Source organism: Streptomyces sp. NPDC012794 (assembly GCF_042901085.1).
GTDB lineage: Bacteria > Actinomycetota > Actinomycetes > Streptomycetales > Streptomycetaceae > Streptomyces.
This window is the reverse complement of sequence record NZ_JBIBCI010000020.1, coordinates 86,692-104,166: the sequence shown is the minus strand read 5'-3', so window position 1 is coordinate 104,166 and position 17,475 is coordinate 86,692. Positions and strand designations below refer to the sequence as shown.

Here is a 17,475-nt window from a genome sequence, read left to right as displayed (position 1 = left end):
CTCGGGCTTTCCTCCGGGCTTTCGTTCTGTTCTTCGTTCTTGCGTTTCCGACTCTATCAGACTCTTTCGTGTCCGATTTCCTCGGCGCCTTCGAGTGTTCTGCGCTTTCGCGCTTTCCCTTTCCGGCGGCTCCGACTCTATCAGCGAATTTCCGTCTCTCCGACCGCTTGCCGTTTCGCCCTGAGGGCATACGGAAAGGATCAAGTGGAGATGGAAGCGATCACTGGTTGAGGAGGAATCCCGTCCCGACTGTTCGCGAGGTGTTTACGCGGTCCGTCCTGGCGGGACTCACGACTGTACATCTCCCCGGGGGAGCGGGCAAATCGAATCCCGCGTATGGTCTAGTCCACCGGTCTAGTCCACTAGTCTCCGTGCGGAAGGGTCCAGCCCGGATCGGGATCAACATCGGGCGAACCCGCACAACCCGTGACATATCCTTCTGACGAGTACGCCGTTCGCAACACGTAGTGACGGCGGCACCAAGAAGCCCCACCCCCTGGGAGGCCCCCATGACCATCGTGACGTCCCCACTCGCCGGGCGCGCCATCGGACTCGCGGCAGTGCCCGATCCGGTGTTCTCCGGCGCGATGGTGGGACCGGGCACCGCCATTGACCCCGTGCGCGAGGCGTCGGAGGCGGTGTCCCCCGTCGACGGTGTGGTCGTCTCCCTTCACCCGCACGCGTACGTGGTCGTCGACAGCGAGGGCCACGGTGTTCTCACCCACCTCGGTATCGACACCGTCCAGCTCAACGGCGAGGGCTTCGAGCTGCTCGTCAACAAGGGCGACACCGTCACCCGCGGTCAGGCCGTCATCCGCTGGAACCCCGCCGCGGTCGAGGCCGCCGGCAAGTCGCCGATCTGCCCGGTCGTGGCGCTCGAGGCCACGGCCGACTCCCTCGGCAGCGTCATGGAGGACGACGACGTCAAGGCCGGGGACCAGCTCTTCAGCTGGCAGTGACGTGCCCGCCCGCACGGGCGGGCCGGAGTCGGATATCCATCGCGGCGGCTGGATCCGCCGCTCAATCGGAGACGGGTGAAATGGAGACAACGCTGCGAGGCGTCGGCGTGAGCCACGGTGTGGCGATCGGCGAGGTCCGGCACATGGGTACGGCTGTGCTCGAGCCGCCGGCGAAGCAGATCGCCGCGGACGAGGCGGAGCGCGAGCAGGGGCGCGCCCGTCAGGCCGTGGAGGCCGTGTCGGCCGACCTGATCGCACGCGGCCAGCTGGCCGGCGGCGAGGCCCAGCACGTGCTCGAGGCCCAGGCGATGATCGCCACTGACCCCGAGCTGATGTCGGACGTCGACCGGCGCATCGTCGTCGGCAGCACCGCCGAGCGCGCTGTCTACGACGCGTTCGCGTCCTACCGCGATCTGCTCGCGGGGGCCGGCGAGTACATGGCCGGGCGGGTGGCCGACCTGGACGACGTGCGCAACCGGATCGTGGCGCGGCTGCTGGGCGTGCCGATGCCGGGCGTGCCGGACAGTGACGAGCCGTACGTGCTGATCGCCCGTGATCTGGCTCCCGCCGACACCGCGCTGCTGGATCCCACGCTCGTGCTCGGGTTCGTGACCGAGGAGGGCGGCCCGACCAGTCACAGCGCGATCCTGGCGCGGGCGCTGGGTGTGCCGGCGATCGTGGCCCTGCCCGGTGCGGGTGAGATCGCCGAGGGTACGGTCATCGCCGTCGACGGCAGCACCGGTGATCTGTACGTGGAGCCCACGGCGGAGAAGCGGGCCCAGCTGGCGGCCGCGGCGGCGGAGCGGAAGGCGGCGCTGGCCGCCTCTTCCGGTCCGGGTGCGACCTCCGACGGCCACAAGGTGCCGCTGCTGGCCAACGTCGGCGGGCCGGCGGACGTGGCGGCCGCGGTGGAGGCCGGGGCCGAGGGCGTGGGCCTGTTCCGTACGGAGTTCCTGTTCCTGGACGACAGCAAGAAGGCGCCGTCCGAGGAGAAGCAGATCGAGTCGTACCGCAAGGTGCTGGAGGCGTTCCCCGAGGGGCGTGTCGTCGTACGGGTGCTGGACGCGGGAGCCGACAAGCCGCTGGACTTCCTGACGCCGGCGGACGAGCCGAACCCGGCGCTGGGCGTGCGCGGTCTGCGCACCCTGCTGGACCACCCCGAGGTGCTGCGCACGCAGCTCTCCGCGCTGGCGAAGGCCGCGGAGGGGCTGCCGGTCTACCTGGAGGTCATGGCCCCGATGGTGGCCGACCGCCAGGACGCGAAGGCATTCGCGGACGCGTGCCGCGAGGCCGGTGTGGTGGCGAAGTTCGGGGCGATGGTGGAGATCCCCTCCGCCGCGCTGCGGGCGCGCTCGATCCTCCAGGAGGTGGAGTTCCTGTCGCTGGGTACGAACGACCTCGCGCAGTACGCCTTCGCCGCCGACCGGCAAGTGGGTGCGGTGTCGCGGCTCCAGGACCCCTGGCAGCCGGCGCTGCTCGACCTGATCGCGATGTCGGCCGAGGCCGCCGCCGCGGAGGGCAAGAGCTGCGGTGTGTGTGGTGAGGCCGCTTCGGATCCTCTGCTGGCCTGTGTCCTGACGGGTCTGGGGGTCACCTCCCTGTCGATGGGCGCCGCTTCGATTCCGTACGTGCGGGCGACGCTCGCCAAGTACACCCTCGCGCAGTGCGAGCGGGCGGCCGCCGCCGCCCGCGCCGCCGACAGCGCCGAGGAGGCGCGGGGGGCCGCGCAGGCGGTGCTGTCCGGCGAGTAGCGGGCGGTACGCCTGGGCGTCCGAGGGGCCTTCGCCGGTGGCGGGGGCCCCTCGGGCGTTCCCGGTGCGGGTGCCGGGCGGTCTACTCGCGGTGCGGGCCGGGGACGTCCACCTCGTAGCCGGGGCAGTATTCGACTCCAGGCTCCGGGGGCACGGGGTCGCCGGTGTCGGCGTCCGTGCAGTAGGCGTCGAACACGGCCGCGGCGGTGAGGGCCACCAGGCGGCCGCGGTCCAGGCGCCAGCCGTGGACCCGGTCGCGGAAGCCGTCGGTGGTGCTCCGCAGGACCAGTCCCCCGGCGCCGCCGAGGGCGAGGCCCGCGGCGAGGACGGTCACGAAGTCCAGGCCTTCACGGCCCTGGACGCGGGGGCGGCCTCCGGGCCGGCCGGCCGCTTCGGCGTGCAGGACGGCGATCAGCTGCTGCTCCTCGGCGGGGACGCTGCACACCAGGTGGTGGTGGCCGGGGCCGGCTCCGGCGACGAGGCGTTCGAGCATGTCGGCGGCCCGTTCGAAGGAGGCCTTGCCGATGTCCTCGCCGCAGTCCGCACAGGCTCCGACGCCGGCGAGGAGCTCGGTGGCGTACTCCCAGGTGGACTGCCGGACGGCTTCGTCGACGAGGAGCGGTACGAGTTCCTCGACGGGCTGGCCGGCGTAGGGCAGGGTCGGGCCGCCGGCGAGCTCGGCGGTGAAGCGGGTGCGGGTGCGGGGGCTGTCCGGGTCGAGGCCGTGTTCCGCGCAGTAGTCGGCGTACTCCCCGGGGTCGAAGAGGGCGACGGTGGTGTGGATGCCCTGGGCGGCGAGGGAGCGCAGCAGGGCGTCGACGTGGTGGAGGTAGTCGGCGTATTCCTCGTGCTGGTCGAAGCCGAAGGTGCGGTAGTCGCGCATGGCCGCGAAGTCCCCGGGGTCGGTGAGGAGCCCGACGGTGCTGGGGACCTCGCGGCGCAGTGCACGGCGGCGCGAGGTGGTGGTCCTGCGGTTCGTGGTGTGCGGTGTGTCGGGCGTGGCGTTCATGGTTTCCCCCTGAGCGTGCGATCACTTGCTCACTCACGGTAACCACCGCCACTGACAGTCACCTCCGGGTGCGGCCGAGCTCCTCGTAGAAGGCGAGCAGCTCCGGGTGGTCGACGGAGCCTGGGTTGACGGCCTTGTCCATCGGGGTGCCCTGGAGCAGGCGCTTGACGGGGACCTCGATGCGCTTGCCTGTCAGGGTGTGGGGGACGGCCGGGATCTCGATGACCTCGTCGGGGACGTGGCGGGGCGAGAGCTGCTCGCGGATGGTCGCGGCGATCTTCTTGCGCAGTGCCTCGTCGAGGGTGGCGCCGGGGGCGAGGTGGACGAAGAGGGGCATCCAGTAGCCGCCGTTCGGCTCCTCCAGGCCGATGACCAGGGATTCCTTGATCTCGGGGAGGCGTTCGACGACCTCGTAGATGTCGGCGGAGCCCATCCGGACGCCCTGCCGGTTGAGGGTGGAGTCGGAGCGGCCGTGGATGACGACGGAGCCGTGGTCGGTGATCGTGATCCAGTCCCCGTGGCGCCAGACGCCGGGGAACATCTCGAAGTAGCTGTCGCGGTAGCGGCTGCCGTCCGGGTCGTTCCAGAAGCGGATCGGCATGGAGGGCATGGGGGCCGTGACCACGAGCTCGCCGACCTCGCCGGTGAGGGGCTTGCCGGCCGGGTCCCAGGACTGGAGGTCCGTACCGAGGCACGCGGCCTGGAGCTCGCCGATGTGGACGGGGAGGGTGGGGACGGCGCCGGCGAAGCAGCTGCACACGTCGGTGCCGCCGCTGACGGACGCGATCCAGAGGTCTTCGGCGACCTCCTCGTGGAGCCAGCGGAAGCCGTCGGGGGGCAGCGGGGAGCCGGTGGTGGCGACGCACTTGACGGCGGAGAGGTCGAAGTCTCGGGAGGGGTGGACGCCGGCCTTCTTGCAGGCCATCACGTAGGCGGCGGAGGTGCCGTACAGGGTGGCCCCCGTGCGCTCGGCGATCCGCCACTGGGCGCCGGTGTCGGGGTGGCCGGGGCTGCCGTCGTACAGGACGACGGTGGTGCCGGTGAGCAGACCGGAGACGAGGAAGTTCCACATCATCCAGCCGGTGGAGGTGTACCAGAAGAACCGGTCGTGGGGTCCGAGGTCGCAGTGGAGGCCGAGCTGCTTGAGGTGCTCGAGGAGGATGCCGCCCTGGGACTGGACGATGGCCTTGGGCGCTCCGGTGGTGCCGGAGGAGTAGAGGATCCACAGCGGGTGGTCGAAGGGGACCGGCTCGAAGACGGGCTCGGCGGAGGAGGAGGTCAGCTCCGACCAGGCGCGGGTGCCCTCGGGGGCGGGAGTGCCCAGCAGCGGGACGTGGACGACGGCGCGCAGCGAGGGGAGCCCTTCGCGGAGCTCGGCGACGGTCTCGCGGCGGTCGTGCTCCTTGCCGCCGTAGCGGTAGCCGTCGACGGTGAACAGCACGACGGGCTCGACCTGCTCGAAGCGGTCGAGGACGCTGCGGGCACCGAAGTCGGGTGCGCAGGAGGTCCACACTCCGCCGACGGCGGCGGTGGCGAGGAAGGCCACGGCCGCTTCGGGGATGTTGGGGAGGTAGCCGCTGACCCGGTCGCCGGGGCGCACGCCGAGGGCGCGCAGCTCGGCGGCGAGGGAGCCGACCTGGCGGCGGAGCTCGGCCCAGGTGACGGGGGTGGGTTCGTGGGTCTCGTCGACGCGGAGCAGGGCGGGGTCGTCGGCGCGGGCCGGGTCCTCGGCGGCGCGCAGGGCGTGCTCGGCGTAGTTGAGGGTGGATCCCGTGAACCAGCGTGCGCCCGGCATGGAGCGGTCGGCGAGGACTTCCTGGTAGGGGGCGTGGAAGCGGACCTGGAACCACTCGGCGACGGCCTGCCAGAAGGTGTCGAGCTCGTCGACGGACCAGCGCTGCAGGGCCGGGTAGCCGCCGTCGGCGGGGGCGCCGAAGCGTTCGGCCGCCCAGTCCTGGAAGCGGGTGACCTGGGCTCCGGCGATCCTGTCGGGGCTCGGGGACCAGAGGGGTTCCGGCTGGGTGGCAGAGGTCATGGGTCGGCTCCCGGTCAAGTCTGGCGCTCGCGCTTCGTGTGCGTACGGCGCCGTCGCGGCGTCGGTGTGCGCGCGGCGGCTCACAGGGACCATGCCATGTGATCGACATCCGCACCAGAGCCGTCCCGGAGCGTACGGGCTGATCGTTTTCCGGGTGAACGGCAGTTGAACCCCGCCCGCGCGGCCGGGGTCCGGTGGCAGGGTGACCGGCATGGACGGTCGTGGTCTGGTGCGTGCGGTGAGGGAACTCGGTACGGCGCGCGGACGGCGGGCCTGGCGCTCGGCGTGGCGCCACCGGCGGGCGGACGCCGAGGGGCTGCCGCGCCGGGGCGCGGAGCGGGCCCGGGTGCCGGGCCTGCTGACGGGTACGCAGGCCCGGCCGGGCGGTGGTGTGCTGCGGTTCGCGCGCAGTGAGCTGCTGGTACGGGTGACCGTGGGCGGTGCGGTGTTCTGGGGCTGGGACGGGGCCGAGCCGGTGCCGTCGTACGCGGTGGTGGGCACCGGCCCCGAGCCGGATGCGCGGGCGGTGCTGGAGCCGGACACGGGCGGCGGCTGGCGGGTGGTGTCGGAGCGGGTGACGGTGGCCGTGTCCCGGCACGGTGCGGTGGAGGTGCGGACGCCGGGCGGGGCGGTGCTGCGGCGGGAGCTGCCGCCGCGCTGGTGGGACCCGGCGGAGGGCGGCGACGGCGCGGAGGGCGCTCGGGGGCCGGCGGAGGGCGGTTCGCGGTGGCTCCAGCGGGCGGAGGTGCCGGCGGACGCGCGGTTCTTCGGGCTGGGCGGCAGGGCGCGGGGGCCGCGGCTGCGGGACGGGGAGTACCGGCTGTGGAACACGGATCCGAAGGGCGGGTTCGGGCCGGACACGGATCCGCTGTACATCACGATGCCGGTGCAGGTGGTGGTGGCGGACGCGGGGACGCACCTGGCGTTCTACGACAACCCCTGGGAGGGGCTGGTCGTCCTGCGCGGGGGTGAGGAGGGGGCCGGCTCGGGGCCGGACCGGCCGGGGGTGAGCGAGCTGCGGCTGGAGGGCGGGCCGCCGAGGTGCTGGGTGCTGGTGGGGACGCCGGCGCGGGTGATGCAGGGGTGGGCGGGGCTCACGGGGGCGGCCGCGGTGCCGCCGGAGTGGGCGCTGGGTTACCAGCACGCGCGGTGGGGGTTCGGGAGCGAGGCCGAGGTGCGGCGGGTGGTGGCCGGGTACGAAGAGCGGGGGCTGGCACTGTCGGCCGTGCACCTGGACATCGACCACTTCGACGGGCACCGGGTGTTCACCGTGGACCGGGAGGCGTTCCCCGATCTGCGGGGGCTGGCGCGGGAGGTGGGGGCGCGCGGGGTTCGGCTGGTGTCGATCGTCGACCCGGCGGTGAAGGCGGGGGACGCGGTGCATGCCTCGGGCCGGGCGGTGGGGCCGCACGGGGCGTTCGTACGGGACGCGCGGGGGCGGGAGGTGCGGGGCGAGGTCTGGCCGGGCGAGTGCGCGTACCCGGACTTCACGGACCCGGCGGCGCGGGAGTGGTGGGGCGGGCTGTACGAGGAGCGGCTGGCGCAGGGCTTCGCGGGCTTCTGGCACGACATGAACGAGCCGGTGTCGTTCGCGCCGTGGGGGGACGCGACGCTGCCCCGGTCGGCACGGCACGCGCTGGAGGGGGCGGGCGGGGACCACCGGGCCGCGCACAACGTGTACGGGCTGCTGATGGCGCGGGCCGGATGGGAGGGTCTGGTGCGGCTGCGGCCGGCCGAGCGGCCGTTCCTGTTCTCCCGGTCGGGGTGGGCGGGCATGCAGCGGTACGGGGGCACGTGGTCCGGTGATGTGGAGAGCAGCTGGGAGGGGCTGCGGGCGTCGCTGGCGCTGGTGCTGGGGCTCGGGCTGTGCGGGGTGCCGTACTCGGGTCCGGACGTGGGGGGCTTCGGGGGGTCTCCGTCGCCGGAGCTGTACCTGCGGTGGTTGCAGCTGGGGGCGTACCTGCCGTTGTTCCGGACGCATTCGGCGCTCTGGGCGGGGCGGCGGGAGCCGTGGGAGTTCGGGCCTGAGGTCGCGGAGCGGGCCGGGGCGGTGCTGGCGGAGCGGGAGCGGCTGCGGCCGTACTTCGTGACGCTGGCCCATCTGGCGCGGCGGACGGGGGCGCCGTACGTGCGGCCGGTGTGGTGGGGGGCGCCGGAGGACCGGCGGCTGCGGGACTGCGAGGACGCGTTCCTGCTGGGGGACGCGCTGCTGGTGGCGCCGGTGCTGGAGTGCGGGGCGGACCGGCGGGCGGTGCGGCTGCCGCGGGGGCGCTGGTACGACACGGCCACGGGGGTGGCGTACGAGGGGCCCGGGCAGGTGCTGTTCGACGCCCCGCCGGGGCGGATGCCGGTGCTGGCGCGGGCGGGGGCGGTGCTTCCGGTGCGGCGGGGGAACGGGGAGGTGGGCCTGGAGGCGTGGGCCCCGGCCCGGGGGCGGACGGGTGGCGGGGTGGTGATCCGGGATCCGGGGCCGGGGTTCGAGGCGGGCGAGGTGGAGCGGTACACCGTGCGGTGGGCCGGTGGGGCGGTGGTGGTGGAGGACGAGGCGGGGGGTGCGGTGAGCGGGGTGGAGGTGCGGGGCCTGTAGGGCGAATCGGGACCATGGGGCGTATAGCTCCGGTGGAGGGGGGCCGGGGATCCTGCGGGCGGCGGCGGGTCCGCCGTCGCCGGTCCGGTTGAGCAGGGAGTGTGTGATGGTCTTGACGAGCCCGGCGCGGGCGTACGCGCCGGACCGGTTGGCGCCGGGCCGGCGGGTGCTGGCCACCGTGCGGCGATGGGACCGGGTGCCGGGTTCCGAGGTGGTGGGGGCGTGGCAGCCGCTCACGGTGTGGGCCCTGCTGCTGGTCACCGGGGTGGTTCCGGCCGGTTCGCCTTCCGAGCTCGGGGTGGCCGCTGCCCTGCTGGGCGTGGCGGGGTTCCTGCACGGCCTGCTGCTGGTCAAGGCCCTCGCGGCGCTGGGGCGCTGGACCGCCCGGGTGAGCGCGTGGCCGCGGCCGGTCGCGGTGGGGGTGCTGGTGGCCCCGGTGTCGGCGCCGGCGGCCGCCCTGGTGCGGTGGTGGCTGGGGACGCAGGGCGTTCCCGTCCCGGTTTTCGGTGTGGTGTGGGCCGGGTGCGCGGCGGGTGCGCTGCTGCCGCTGGCGGTCGGGGCGGTGCTGCGGGAGCGGGCGCGGCCCTTACCCGCGGGGGCGCTGTGGGCGCGGGGCGCGGTGGTCGCCGGGACGGTGGTGGGGGTGGTCGGGCTGGCGTCGCTGCTGATGGAGCTGCCCGTGTAGCAGGGGCTCGGGGGCGGGTCCCGTGCGGGGCGGACCCCTGTGCCCGGCCCGCGTACGCGCCGTGGCGCCGGCCGCCGGGCCGTTCGCGGTCAGGGCGCGTGGGGGGACACGGCGTCGTGCCCCTGGGGCAGGCCGGCAGCCGGTCGCCGAGCGGTGGAAGCGGCTGCCGGGCGAGGCCGCCGTCCTCAGGCGCCCTGCCGGGCGTAGTGGCCCGCGAACCAGGCGGCCGCCGCGCGCGTGTGGAGGGGGAAGGCCAGTTCCGCCGGGGAGCGCAGGAGGTGCCAGCCCGTCGTCTCGTCCGTGGCGGCCGAGGCGGGGAGGGCCGAGGCCGGCCGCGTCGGCAGGAGGCCGAAGACGAGGAGGTGGCCTCCCGGTGAGCTGAGGACGTCGGCGAGGGCCACGTCGGCGGCGGGGGCCTCGATGCCCGTCTCCTCGCGGAGTTCGCGGACCACGGCCGTGCGCCAGTCCTCGCCGAAGTCCACGAACCCGCCCGGAAGCGCGATGCCGCCCAGGGCCGGCTCGATGCTGCGGGTGACGACCACCAGGCCGGTGCCGGCGGCGTCCTCGGCGGGGAGCAGGGCCACGGCCACCGGGAGCGGGTTGCGGTAGGTGACGGCGCCGCACGCGGGGCACGTCCGGGGCCAGGAGTCCGTGTCGAACGGAGCTCCGCAGGTGGAGCAGTGCGCGTCCCTCAGCTGTGCCGGCATGCGGCGATGGTATGCCAAGGGGCATGAGGACGCTGGTGGTTGCGGCGGTACTGGCGGTGCTCCCGGGGGCCTCGGCGGGGGTGCCGGGGGCCTCGGCGGGGGTGCCGGGGTTCGTGGCGTTGCGGGACGTGGATCCGAGCATCGTGGAGGACATGCGGTACGCGGGCCCGCGGAACTTCACGGGTGCCGCCGTGGACGGTTACGAGGAGCCGGTGTGCCTGCTGGCCCGTCCGGCGGCCGCGGCCCTGCGGCGGGCGCAGCGGGAGCTGCTGCGGTCCGGGTACGCGCTGAAGGTGTACGACTGCTACCGGCCGCAGCGCGCCGTGGACCGGTTCGTGCGCTGGGCGGGCGACCCGGCCGACCAGTCGACGAAGGCCGAGTACTACCCGGACCTGGACAAGGAGCGGCTGATTCCGGAGGGGTACATCGCGGCGAGGTCCTCGCACAGCCGCGGGAGCACGGTCGACGTGACGCTGGTGGCGCTGCCGGCGCGGCGGGAGCTGGACATGGGGACGGCCTTCGACTTCTTCGGGCCGCTGTCGAACACGGACGATCCGCGGGTGACGGGCGCGGCGAGGGAGAACCGGCTGCTGCTGCGGCGGGTCCTGCAGGGGCAGGGTTTCGTGAACCTGCCGCAGGAGTGGTGGCACTTCACCCTGCGGCCGGAGGCGTTCCCGGAGACCGCCTTCGACTTCCCGGTCTCTGTCGCGGCGGGACGGCCCGTGGCAGACTTCTGACGCTCCGTCAGATCACGCTGCCCGGGAGGGGACTTGGAACGCACACGCACACCCGTGGTGAGCGGGTGGTTCACCGATGCGGGCGCCGGAGGCGGCTTCCGCCTGCTCGGCACCCGGTGCTCCGCCTGCACCACGGTGTTCTTCCCGCGCGAGGACGCGTACTGCCGCAATCCGCACTGCCCAGGCGGCGGCGAGCTCGCCGAGGTACCGCTGTCCCCGCGCGGCCGGGTCTGGTCCTACACCGACGGGCGGTACCGCCCGCCCGCCCCCTACGTCTCCGACCCGGACGCGCCCTGGGAGCCGTACACCCTGGTCGCGGTGGAGCTGGAGGCCGAGCGGATGGTCGTGCTCGGGCAGGCGGCGCCCGGGGTGACGGTCGCCGACCTGACCGTCGGCATGGAGGTCGAGGTGGTCCCCGGCGTGCTGGACGAGGACGCCGCGACCACCTGGCTGACCTGGTGGTTCAAGCCGGTGGAGGGGGCGCGGTGAGCGAGGACGTGGCCGTCCTGGGGGCCGGCATGCACCCGTGGGGCAAGTGGGGCCGCGGCTTCGTCGAGTACGGGCGGGCCGCCGCCCGGGCCGCGCTCGCCGACGCCGGGCTGGAGTGGACCGACGTGCGGTCCGTCGTCGGCGCCGACACCGTGCGCGGCGGTTACCCGGGCTACGTCGCCGGGGCCACCTTCGCGCGGGCGCTCGGCTGGCAGGGAGCCCGGGTCACCAGTGTGTACGCGGCCTGCGCCTCCGGGGCCCAGGCCATCGGGGCGGCCCGGGCGCAGATCCTCGCCGGGCTGGCGGACGTGGTGCTGGTGGTGGGTGCCGACGCCGCGCCCAAGGGGTTCTTCGCCCCGGCCGGGGGCGACCGGCCGGACGATCCCGACTGGCTGCGGTTCCGGATCCTGGGGGCGACCAACCCCGCCTACTTCGCGCTGTACGCCCGCCGCCGGATGGCCCTGCACGGGGACACGGCCGAGGACTTCGCGCTGGTCAAGGTGAAGAACTCGGCGGCGGGGGCGCACAACCCGAACGCCCGGTACCGCAAGGCGGTCACCGCCGAGGAGGTGGCGGCCTCGGCGCTCGTGGCCGATCCGCTGCGGCTGCTGGACATCTGCGCCACCTCGGACGGGGGCGCGGCGCTGGTGCTGAGCAGCATGGACTTCGCGCGGGCGCGCGGGGTGGCCGCCCCGGTGCGGATCCGGGCGGTGTCGACGGTGACGCCCACGTATCCGCGTACGGTGCTGGACTTGCCCGACATCGCGACCGACTCGGCGGCCGCCGTGGTGCCCGAGGCCGGTTCCTTCCGGGCCTCGATCGCCCGTGCCGCGTACGAGGAGGCGGGGCTGGGGCCGCGGGACCTGTCGCTGGCCGAGGTGTACGACCTGTCCACCGCGCTGGAACTGGAGTGGTACGAGGACATCGGGCTGTGCGGTGAGGGCGAGGGCGCCAAGCTCGTACGGGAAGGGGCGACGGCGCTCGGGGGGCGGGTGCCGGTCAACGCGAGCGGCGGGCTGGCCTCCTTCGGGGAGGCGGTGCCCGCGCAGGCCATCGCCCAGGTGTGCGAGCTGACCTGGCAGCTGCGGGGTACGGCCGGCGCCCGTCAAGTGCCGGGGGCACGGGCCGGGATCACCGCCAACCAGGGGCTGTTCGGGCACGGTTCGGCGGTGGTGGCCGTGCGGTGAGCGGCGCGGGGAAATGCTGCCGTCAGGGTGCTTGACGGCCCCGGGCGGCGGGTTCACACTCGCTCCACGGTCCCGCGCGACCGGGACCCCCCGACCCCCCATGAGAGCTGCGGCCCGTACCCCAGTCGGCGGGGGTACGGGCCGCCTCCACGCGGGGACCCGGCCGGGCCTTGCCGTCGGAGTCCCCCCCCCGGCGGCGCTACTTTGACGACAGGACCTCGGACGAGGCGCTCATGGTCCGGCGGCGGGCCCGGGCCAGCGACATGGCGTGCTCCACGACTCCCACCAGGACGTCCTTGACGGACTCCCGGTCGCGCGCGTCGCAGAGCAGCACCGGCACCTCGGGGTCGAGGTCGAGCGCCTCCCGTACGGTCACCACCGGGTGGCGGTCGGCCCCGTCGAAGCAGTTGACCGCGACGAGGAAAGGGATGCCGCGCCGCTCGAAGTAGTCGATGGCGGCGAAGCAGTCGGCGAGCCGGCGGGTGTCCGCCAGCACGACGGCGCCCAGGGCGCCCTGTGCCAGCTCGTCCCACAGGAACCAGAAGCGGTCCTGTCCGGGCGTGCCGAAGAGGTAGAGCACCAGGTCCTCGCGGAGGGTGATGCGGCCGAAGTCCATGGCCACGGTCGTGGTGCTCTTGCCCTCCACTCCCCCGGTGTCGTCGATGGCGGCACCCGGCTCGGAGAGCCGCTCCTCGGTCCGCAGCGGGCGGATCTCGCTGACCGCGCTGACCAGGGTGGTCTTGCCCACCCCGAAACCGCCCGCGACCAGGATCTTCAGGGTCAGCGGCTCGACCGGCGACACGGCATGCATCGCGCCGGTGCGGCTAGAGCGCCCGAAGGCCATCGATCACCTCTCGCAGAATGGATTCATCGGGCAGTTCGGCCGGCGGGACCGGCCGGGTCACGTGGACCAGCTCCTCGTCGACGAGGTCGCCGATCAGGACCCGGACCACGCCGATGGCGAGGTCGAGGTCCGCGGCGAGTTCCGCGACCGACTGGGGGCGTTCCCGGCACAGCCCGAGGATGTGGGCGTGTTCCGGGGAGAGGGTCATGTCCCAGACCGGATCGTCGGCCGCCGCTTCGGCGACGACGAGGGCGATCAGGTCGAGGCGGTGCTGGGCGGCGTGGCTGGTCCGGCCGCGGGTCATGGCGTACGGGCGTACGACGGGACCCGCCTCGTCGTCGAACCAGTGCGGGTGACCGGTCTCGGGCGTCGGACGGTCGGGCGTGGGGTGGTCCTGGCCTGGATCGCTCATGCCGTCCGTCTCACCCTCCGGCTGGCAGTCCGGAGCGCGGGGCGGTCGCCAGGTGGTCGCCTACGCGCTTGACCATGAGCGTCATCTCGTACGCGACCTGGCCCACGTCGGAGTCGGAGTCGGAGAGCACGGCCAGGCAGCTGCCGTCGCCCGCGGCCATGACGAAGAGGAAGGCCTCGTCGAGCTCGACCACCGTCTGGCGGACCCGCCCGGAGTCGAAGTGGCGGCCGACGCCCTTGGCCAGGCTGTGGAAGCCGGAGGCCACGGCGGCCAGGTGCTCGCTGTCCTCGCGGGTCAGGTCCTTGGAGCTGCCCGTCGGCAGGCCGTCGCCCGAGAGGACCACCGCCTTGCGGATGCTGCCGACCTTGTCGACGAGCTCGTCGAGGAGCCAGTTGAGCGGGCCGGAGCCGCGGCCCCTGGTGTCGTTTACGGTCTGCGGTGCGGTCATCGACCGTCCCCTTCGTTCTCGTGCGCGGGACCGGCGCCGGAGCGGCCGGCCTCGGTCTCGGACTGCTGCTGTGCGTGCTGGTCGCGGCCCGCCGTCCAGCCCCGCTGGAGGGCGGACATGCGCGTGCGTACGTCCTCCGCGTCCCGGTCGGTCACCGGGTCGTCGGAGGGCTGCGCCGCGGCGGGGGCCTTGGCGTTCTTGAGCTGGGGTGCGAGGTTCGCCTGGCGGACCCGGCGCGGCAAGCCTCCGGGGCCGGGCGCGGGGCCGCCCGCCGCGGCGGGCTCCTCGGGGGCGGTACGCGGCCGCGCCGGGCCCTTGACGGCGGCCGGGCGGGGCTCCACCCGGCGGCCGTGCTCGGCGACCAGGGTGGGCGCGGGGCGCCGCCGGGGCAGCGGGACGGTTCCGCCGGCCCGGGGGCCGTCCGGGTGGGCCGGCTCGGGGCGGGAGCTCTCCAGGCGGACCGGACCGGTGGGGGGCAGCGGCTCCCGCTCGCGGTCGCGGTCGGGCTTCCAGGGGCCGCGCTCGGCGCGCCCCGCGCCGTGCGGGTGGCCGCGCAGGGGCCGGTCCGCGGAGTCGGTGCCGAGGAGGGCGCTGCGCGGGATCCCGCCGGGCGGGGTCTCGTCGTCGAGGGTGGCCATGGGCGGGCGGCCGCCGACACCGGTGAGGCCGGTGATGCCGGTGAATCCGGTGGCGACCTCGTCGAGTCCGGCGGGGTCGTCGAGACCGTCCGGGCCGAGGAGACCGAGGGGGCCGAGGGGGTCCTCCAGCTCGACCGGGCCGTTGAGGACGCCGGCGGGCAGCCGGCGTGCCGACTGGGCCCGGTCGACGGCGGTCCGCCCGGGCCGCGCGGAACTCTTGGCCCCCGGGCCGGTCCTGACGCCCCGGACCCCCTTCACGGCGTCGAGGCGGATGCCGCTGCCGTTGGTGTCGGGGGCCTCGGTGAGGAGGTCGGCCGGGAGGAAGACCACCGCGGTGGTGCCGCCGTACGGGCTGGGCTGGAGGACGACCTTGACGTTGTGGCGGCGCGCGAGGCGGCTGACCACGAACAGGCCCAGGCGGTCGGTGTCGGAGAGCTCGAACTCGGGGGTCTCGGCGAGCCGGAGGTTGGCGTCGAGCAGCGCCTCCGGGTTCATGCCGAGGCCGCGGTCGTGGATCTCCAGGGTGAAGCCGTTGGCGACGCGTTCGCCGTGGACCTGGACGGCGGTGTGCGGGGGTGAGAACACCGTGGCGTTCTCGAGGAGTTCGGCGACCAGGTGGGTGACGTCGGCGACGGCCGGGCCCTCGATGCCGATGCGGGGCAGGCGCCGCACCTCGATCCGCTCGTAGTCCTCGACCTCGGCCACGGCGGCGCGTACGACGTCCATGAGCTGGACGGGCTTGCGCCACTGGCGGGAGGGCGCGGCGCCGGAGAGGATCACCAGGCCTTCGGCGTGGCGGCGCATGCGGGTGGTCATGTGGTCGAGGCGGAACAGGTCGGCGAGTTCCTCGGTGTCCTCGGTGCGCCGTTCCATGGTGTCGAGCAGGGTCAGCTGGCGGTGCAGCAGCACCTGGTTGCGGCGGGCGAGGTTGACGAAGACCTCGGACACGCCGCGGCGCAGCTCGGCCTGCTTGACGGCGGCCTCGACGGCGGCGCGCTGGAGGCTGTTGAGGGCGAGGCCGACCTGGCCGACCTCGTCCTTCTCGAACTCCAGGCGGGGTGCCTCGGTCTCGACGTCGACGGTCTCTCCGGCGGCGAGGCGGCGCATCACGCTGGGCAGCCGGACGCCGGAGGCCTCGTGGGCCTCCTTGCGGAGCCGGGAGAGGTCCCGGATGAGGTCGCGGCCGATGCGCACGGACATCACGAGGGAGAAGGCGAGGGCGAGGAAGCCGAGGACGCCCGCGACCGCGGCCTGGACGAGGACGCCGACGGCGATCGGCTCGACGCGCTTCTGGTAGCGGTCGCCGGCGGCGGTGCCCATGGTGGCGAGGTCGCCCAGGACCTTGGTGGCGGCCTCGTCCCACTGGGCGGCGGTGATGCGGGGGTTCTTGCCGGCGCCGCCGGTGATGAACCGTTCCTCCGCGTCGCGCAGCGCCTTGGTCTGGGGGCCGTTCCAGTACTGCTGGAAGAGCTTGCGGTCCTCGGCCGGCAGGATCGCGAGGTTGAACTCGTACAGCAGGCCGCGGTTGGCCGCGAAGTCGGAGACGCGGCGGACGTCGCCGGCGGCGACGTTGCCGGCGGCGAGGGCGGAGGCGACGACCGCGTCCTCGCGGGAGAGGGTCTCCCGGGCGCGGGTGATGCCGACGAGGGCGCGGCCCTGCTGGTCCATCTCGACGTTCTCCAGGGCGTGGAGATTCATCAGGAACTCGTAGCAGGGGTCGACGAGCCGGCTGTAGAGGTCCAGGGCCTGGGCGGGGCTGAGCGAGCCCTGGTCGACGGAGCGGCGCAGCGCGGTGATGCCCCGGAAGGCTTCGGTGATCGACCGCAGGCGCTGGCGGGCCTGCGGGCTGAGCTCGTCGGTGACCTGGGGGTCGAGGGCGTTCGCGGTGATGGAGCGGACCATCGTGTCGGTCGCCGTGCGGCTCTTGGTGAGTTCCGCGGTGGCGGTGGCGGCGCGCGGATCGCCGAGGACGACCAGGGTCTGCCTGCGTTCCTTCTGGACGACGCGTACGACGTCCTCCATCGGGTAGCCGACCTTCTTGATGACGTACGCGACGTCGAGCAGCTGTACTGCCTCCCGGCCGGTGATGACCGTGGAGAAGCCCCAGAGGGCGGTCAGGGAGACGAGCGGCACCAGGAGCAACGCCACGATCTTCCGGCGGATGGACTTCCCGCGAAAGCGCATGGCCTCCCCAGCCTCCCCCAGCTCAACCCCGTTGTCAGGGGTCGGTGTTCCGTCATTTAAACGGCGTGAGCCTACTACTGACATGGAGCGGCTACGCAGGGGTGTCCGGACGTTTTCGGCCTGCCCGCCGGACGAAGATCACCAGTTGTCCGATACCTCCGGTCAAGTCCGCGCCGATATGTGGCAGATGACACGTGGTGGGGTATCAGGTCCCTTGTTCGAACGGATGGCTGGAATTCTGCGTTCCGGGTCCGGTATACGGAACTTTCCGGGTGCTCCCCGTCGTCTGACGGACAGGGCAGGGAATGGCGGTGCGGGGCGGGCGCGTGGCGCGGCATGGCGGAGCGGCGGCCGGGAAGTGAGCGGACCATGAGGATGTACGAAGAGGACGGCGCGGCGGCCGGGGTGCCGGGGCGGGGCCTGTGGGTGGAGGAGCCGGCCCGGCGGCGCCGCATGCCGGACCCGGTGCGGTCGTCGGCGGTGCGGGCGGTGCTGATCGTCGCCGTGACGCTGACGGAGGCCACGATCACGTTCTTCCTCGCGCTGACCGGGTCCTGGCTGGCCTTCCCGATGGTGCTCATCGGGATAGCGGCCACCATCGTGGCCACCTGGGCGGTGCTGGACGTGTGGATCACCCGCCAGATGTGGAACCAGCGCCACGGCGTCCTGTCGGAACCGAGCAGCGCGGCGCGCGAACCCCGCCGGGGCCGCATACCGGGCCACGAGGGCCGCCTGACGGCCCCGGGCCGGGGGTGATCCCGGCCCGGGAGGGCGTCATGCGGAAGGAAGCGGGGTAGTCGCCC

15 protein-coding genes are annotated in these 17,475 nt (G+C 73.9%); 8 read left to right on the top strand and 7 right to left on the bottom strand.

All coding sequences use genetic code 11. The features are described 5' to 3' along the window. Window positions 1-509 precede the first annotated feature (509 nt). Together ACFY7H_RS28900 and ptsP are read left to right on the top strand one after the other, a co-directional pair. Window positions 510-959, top strand: a complete 450-nt coding sequence (locus tag ACFY7H_RS28900) for a PTS glucose transporter subunit IIA (RefSeq protein ID WP_388943818.1) — start codon at window positions 510-512, stop codon at window positions 957-959. Between the two features lie 80 nt (window positions 960-1,039). Then, window positions 1,040-2,710: a phosphoenolpyruvate--protein phosphotransferase gene (gene ptsP / locus ACFY7H_RS28895; RefSeq protein WP_388943815.1), complete on the top strand. Its 1,671-nt coding sequence runs from the start codon at window positions 1,040-1,042 to the stop codon at window positions 2,708-2,710. 82 nt (window positions 2,711-2,792) lie between these two features. On the opposite strand, the gene ACFY7H_RS28890 is transcribed toward ptsP, so the two are convergent. Both ACFY7H_RS28890 and ACFY7H_RS28885 read right to left on the bottom strand, forming a co-directional pair. After that, on the bottom strand, window positions 2,793-3,719 hold the full coding sequence (locus ACFY7H_RS28890; protein WP_388943812.1) for a hypothetical protein: 927 nt from the start codon (window positions 3,717-3,719) through the stop codon (window positions 2,793-2,795). 58 nt (window positions 3,720-3,777) lie between these two features. Beyond that, window positions 3,778-5,754 (bottom strand): acetoacetate--CoA ligase, encoded by a 1,977-nt coding sequence (locus ACFY7H_RS28885; RefSeq protein WP_388943809.1) that lies wholly within the window; start codon window positions 5,752-5,754, stop codon window positions 3,778-3,780. 211 nt (window positions 5,755-5,965) lie between these two features. On the opposite strand from ACFY7H_RS28885, the gene ACFY7H_RS28880 reads away from it, so the two are divergent. Then, window positions 5,966-8,341, top strand: a complete 2,376-nt coding sequence (locus ACFY7H_RS28880) for a TIM-barrel domain-containing protein (protein WP_388943807.1) — start codon at window positions 5,966-5,968, stop codon at window positions 8,339-8,341. 106 nt (window positions 8,342-8,447) lie between these two features. Continuing rightward, on the top strand, window positions 8,448-9,026 hold the full coding sequence (locus tag ACFY7H_RS28875; RefSeq protein ID WP_388943804.1) for a hypothetical protein: 579 nt from the start codon (window positions 8,448-8,450) through the stop codon (window positions 9,024-9,026). Between the two features lie 185 nt (window positions 9,027-9,211). On the opposite strand, the gene ACFY7H_RS28870 is transcribed toward ACFY7H_RS28875, so the two are convergent. Beyond that, window positions 9,212-9,733 carry an NUDIX domain-containing protein gene (locus tag ACFY7H_RS28870; RefSeq protein WP_388943801.1) on the bottom strand — a complete coding sequence of 174 codons (522 nt, stop codon included), beginning with the start codon at window positions 9,731-9,733 and terminating at the stop codon, window positions 9,212-9,214. A gap of 23 nt (window positions 9,734-9,756) precedes the next feature. Between ACFY7H_RS28870 and ACFY7H_RS28865 the strand changes: the two genes are divergently transcribed. The 3 genes from ACFY7H_RS28865 to ACFY7H_RS28855 are packed head-to-tail and all read left to right on the top strand — an operon-like array spanning window position 9,757 to window position 12,146. Continuing rightward, window positions 9,757-10,470 (top strand): M15 family metallopeptidase, encoded by a 714-nt coding sequence (locus tag ACFY7H_RS28865; protein ID WP_388943799.1) that lies wholly within the window; start codon window positions 9,757-9,759, stop codon window positions 10,468-10,470. A 54-nt stretch (window positions 10,471-10,524) separates the two neighbouring features. Further along, window positions 10,525-10,959, top strand: a complete 435-nt coding sequence (locus ACFY7H_RS28860) for a Zn-ribbon domain-containing OB-fold protein (protein ID WP_388943832.1) — start codon at window positions 10,525-10,527, stop codon at window positions 10,957-10,959. After that, window positions 10,956-12,146: a lipid-transfer protein gene (locus tag ACFY7H_RS28855; protein WP_388943796.1), complete on the top strand. Its 1,191-nt coding sequence runs from the start codon at window positions 10,956-10,958 to the stop codon at window positions 12,144-12,146. The genes ACFY7H_RS28860 and ACFY7H_RS28855 overlap by 4 nt, the downstream gene beginning before the upstream one ends. Window positions 12,147-12,345: 199 nt before the next feature. On the opposite strand, the gene ACFY7H_RS28850 is transcribed toward ACFY7H_RS28855, so the two are convergent. Genes ACFY7H_RS28850 through ACFY7H_RS28835 form a run of 4 tightly spaced genes read right to left on the bottom strand, consistent with a single transcriptional unit; the run spans window position 12,346 to window position 16,672 of the window. Next, the gene (locus ACFY7H_RS28850) at window positions 12,346-12,990 is read right to left on the bottom strand and encodes an ATP/GTP-binding protein (RefSeq protein ID WP_388943793.1); all 645 of its coding nucleotides are present in this window, start codon (window positions 12,988-12,990) and stop codon (window positions 12,346-12,348) included. After that, the gene (locus ACFY7H_RS28845; RefSeq protein ID WP_388943790.1) at window positions 12,971-13,402 is read right to left on the bottom strand and encodes a DUF742 domain-containing protein; all 432 of its coding nucleotides are present in this window, start codon (window positions 13,400-13,402) and stop codon (window positions 12,971-12,973) included. The genes ACFY7H_RS28850 and ACFY7H_RS28845 overlap by 20 nt, the downstream gene beginning before the upstream one ends. Before the next feature lie 10 nt (window positions 13,403-13,412). Then, the gene (locus ACFY7H_RS28840) at window positions 13,413-13,850 is read right to left on the bottom strand and encodes a roadblock/LC7 domain-containing protein (protein WP_388943788.1); all 438 of its coding nucleotides are present in this window, start codon (window positions 13,848-13,850) and stop codon (window positions 13,413-13,415) included. Further along, entirely contained in the window at window positions 13,847-16,672 is a 2,826-nt protein-coding gene (locus ACFY7H_RS28835; RefSeq protein ID WP_388943785.1) for a nitrate- and nitrite sensing domain-containing protein, read from the bottom strand. The genes ACFY7H_RS28840 and ACFY7H_RS28835 overlap by 4 nt, the downstream gene beginning before the upstream one ends. A 369-nt stretch (window positions 16,673-17,041) precedes the next feature. Here ACFY7H_RS28835 and ACFY7H_RS28830 point away from each other — a divergent pair, with 369 nt between their 5' ends. After that, entirely contained in the window at window positions 17,042-17,428 is a 387-nt protein-coding gene (locus tag ACFY7H_RS28830) for a hypothetical protein (protein ID WP_388943783.1), read from the top strand. The last annotated feature ends 47 nt before the right edge of the window (window positions 17,429-17,475 follow it).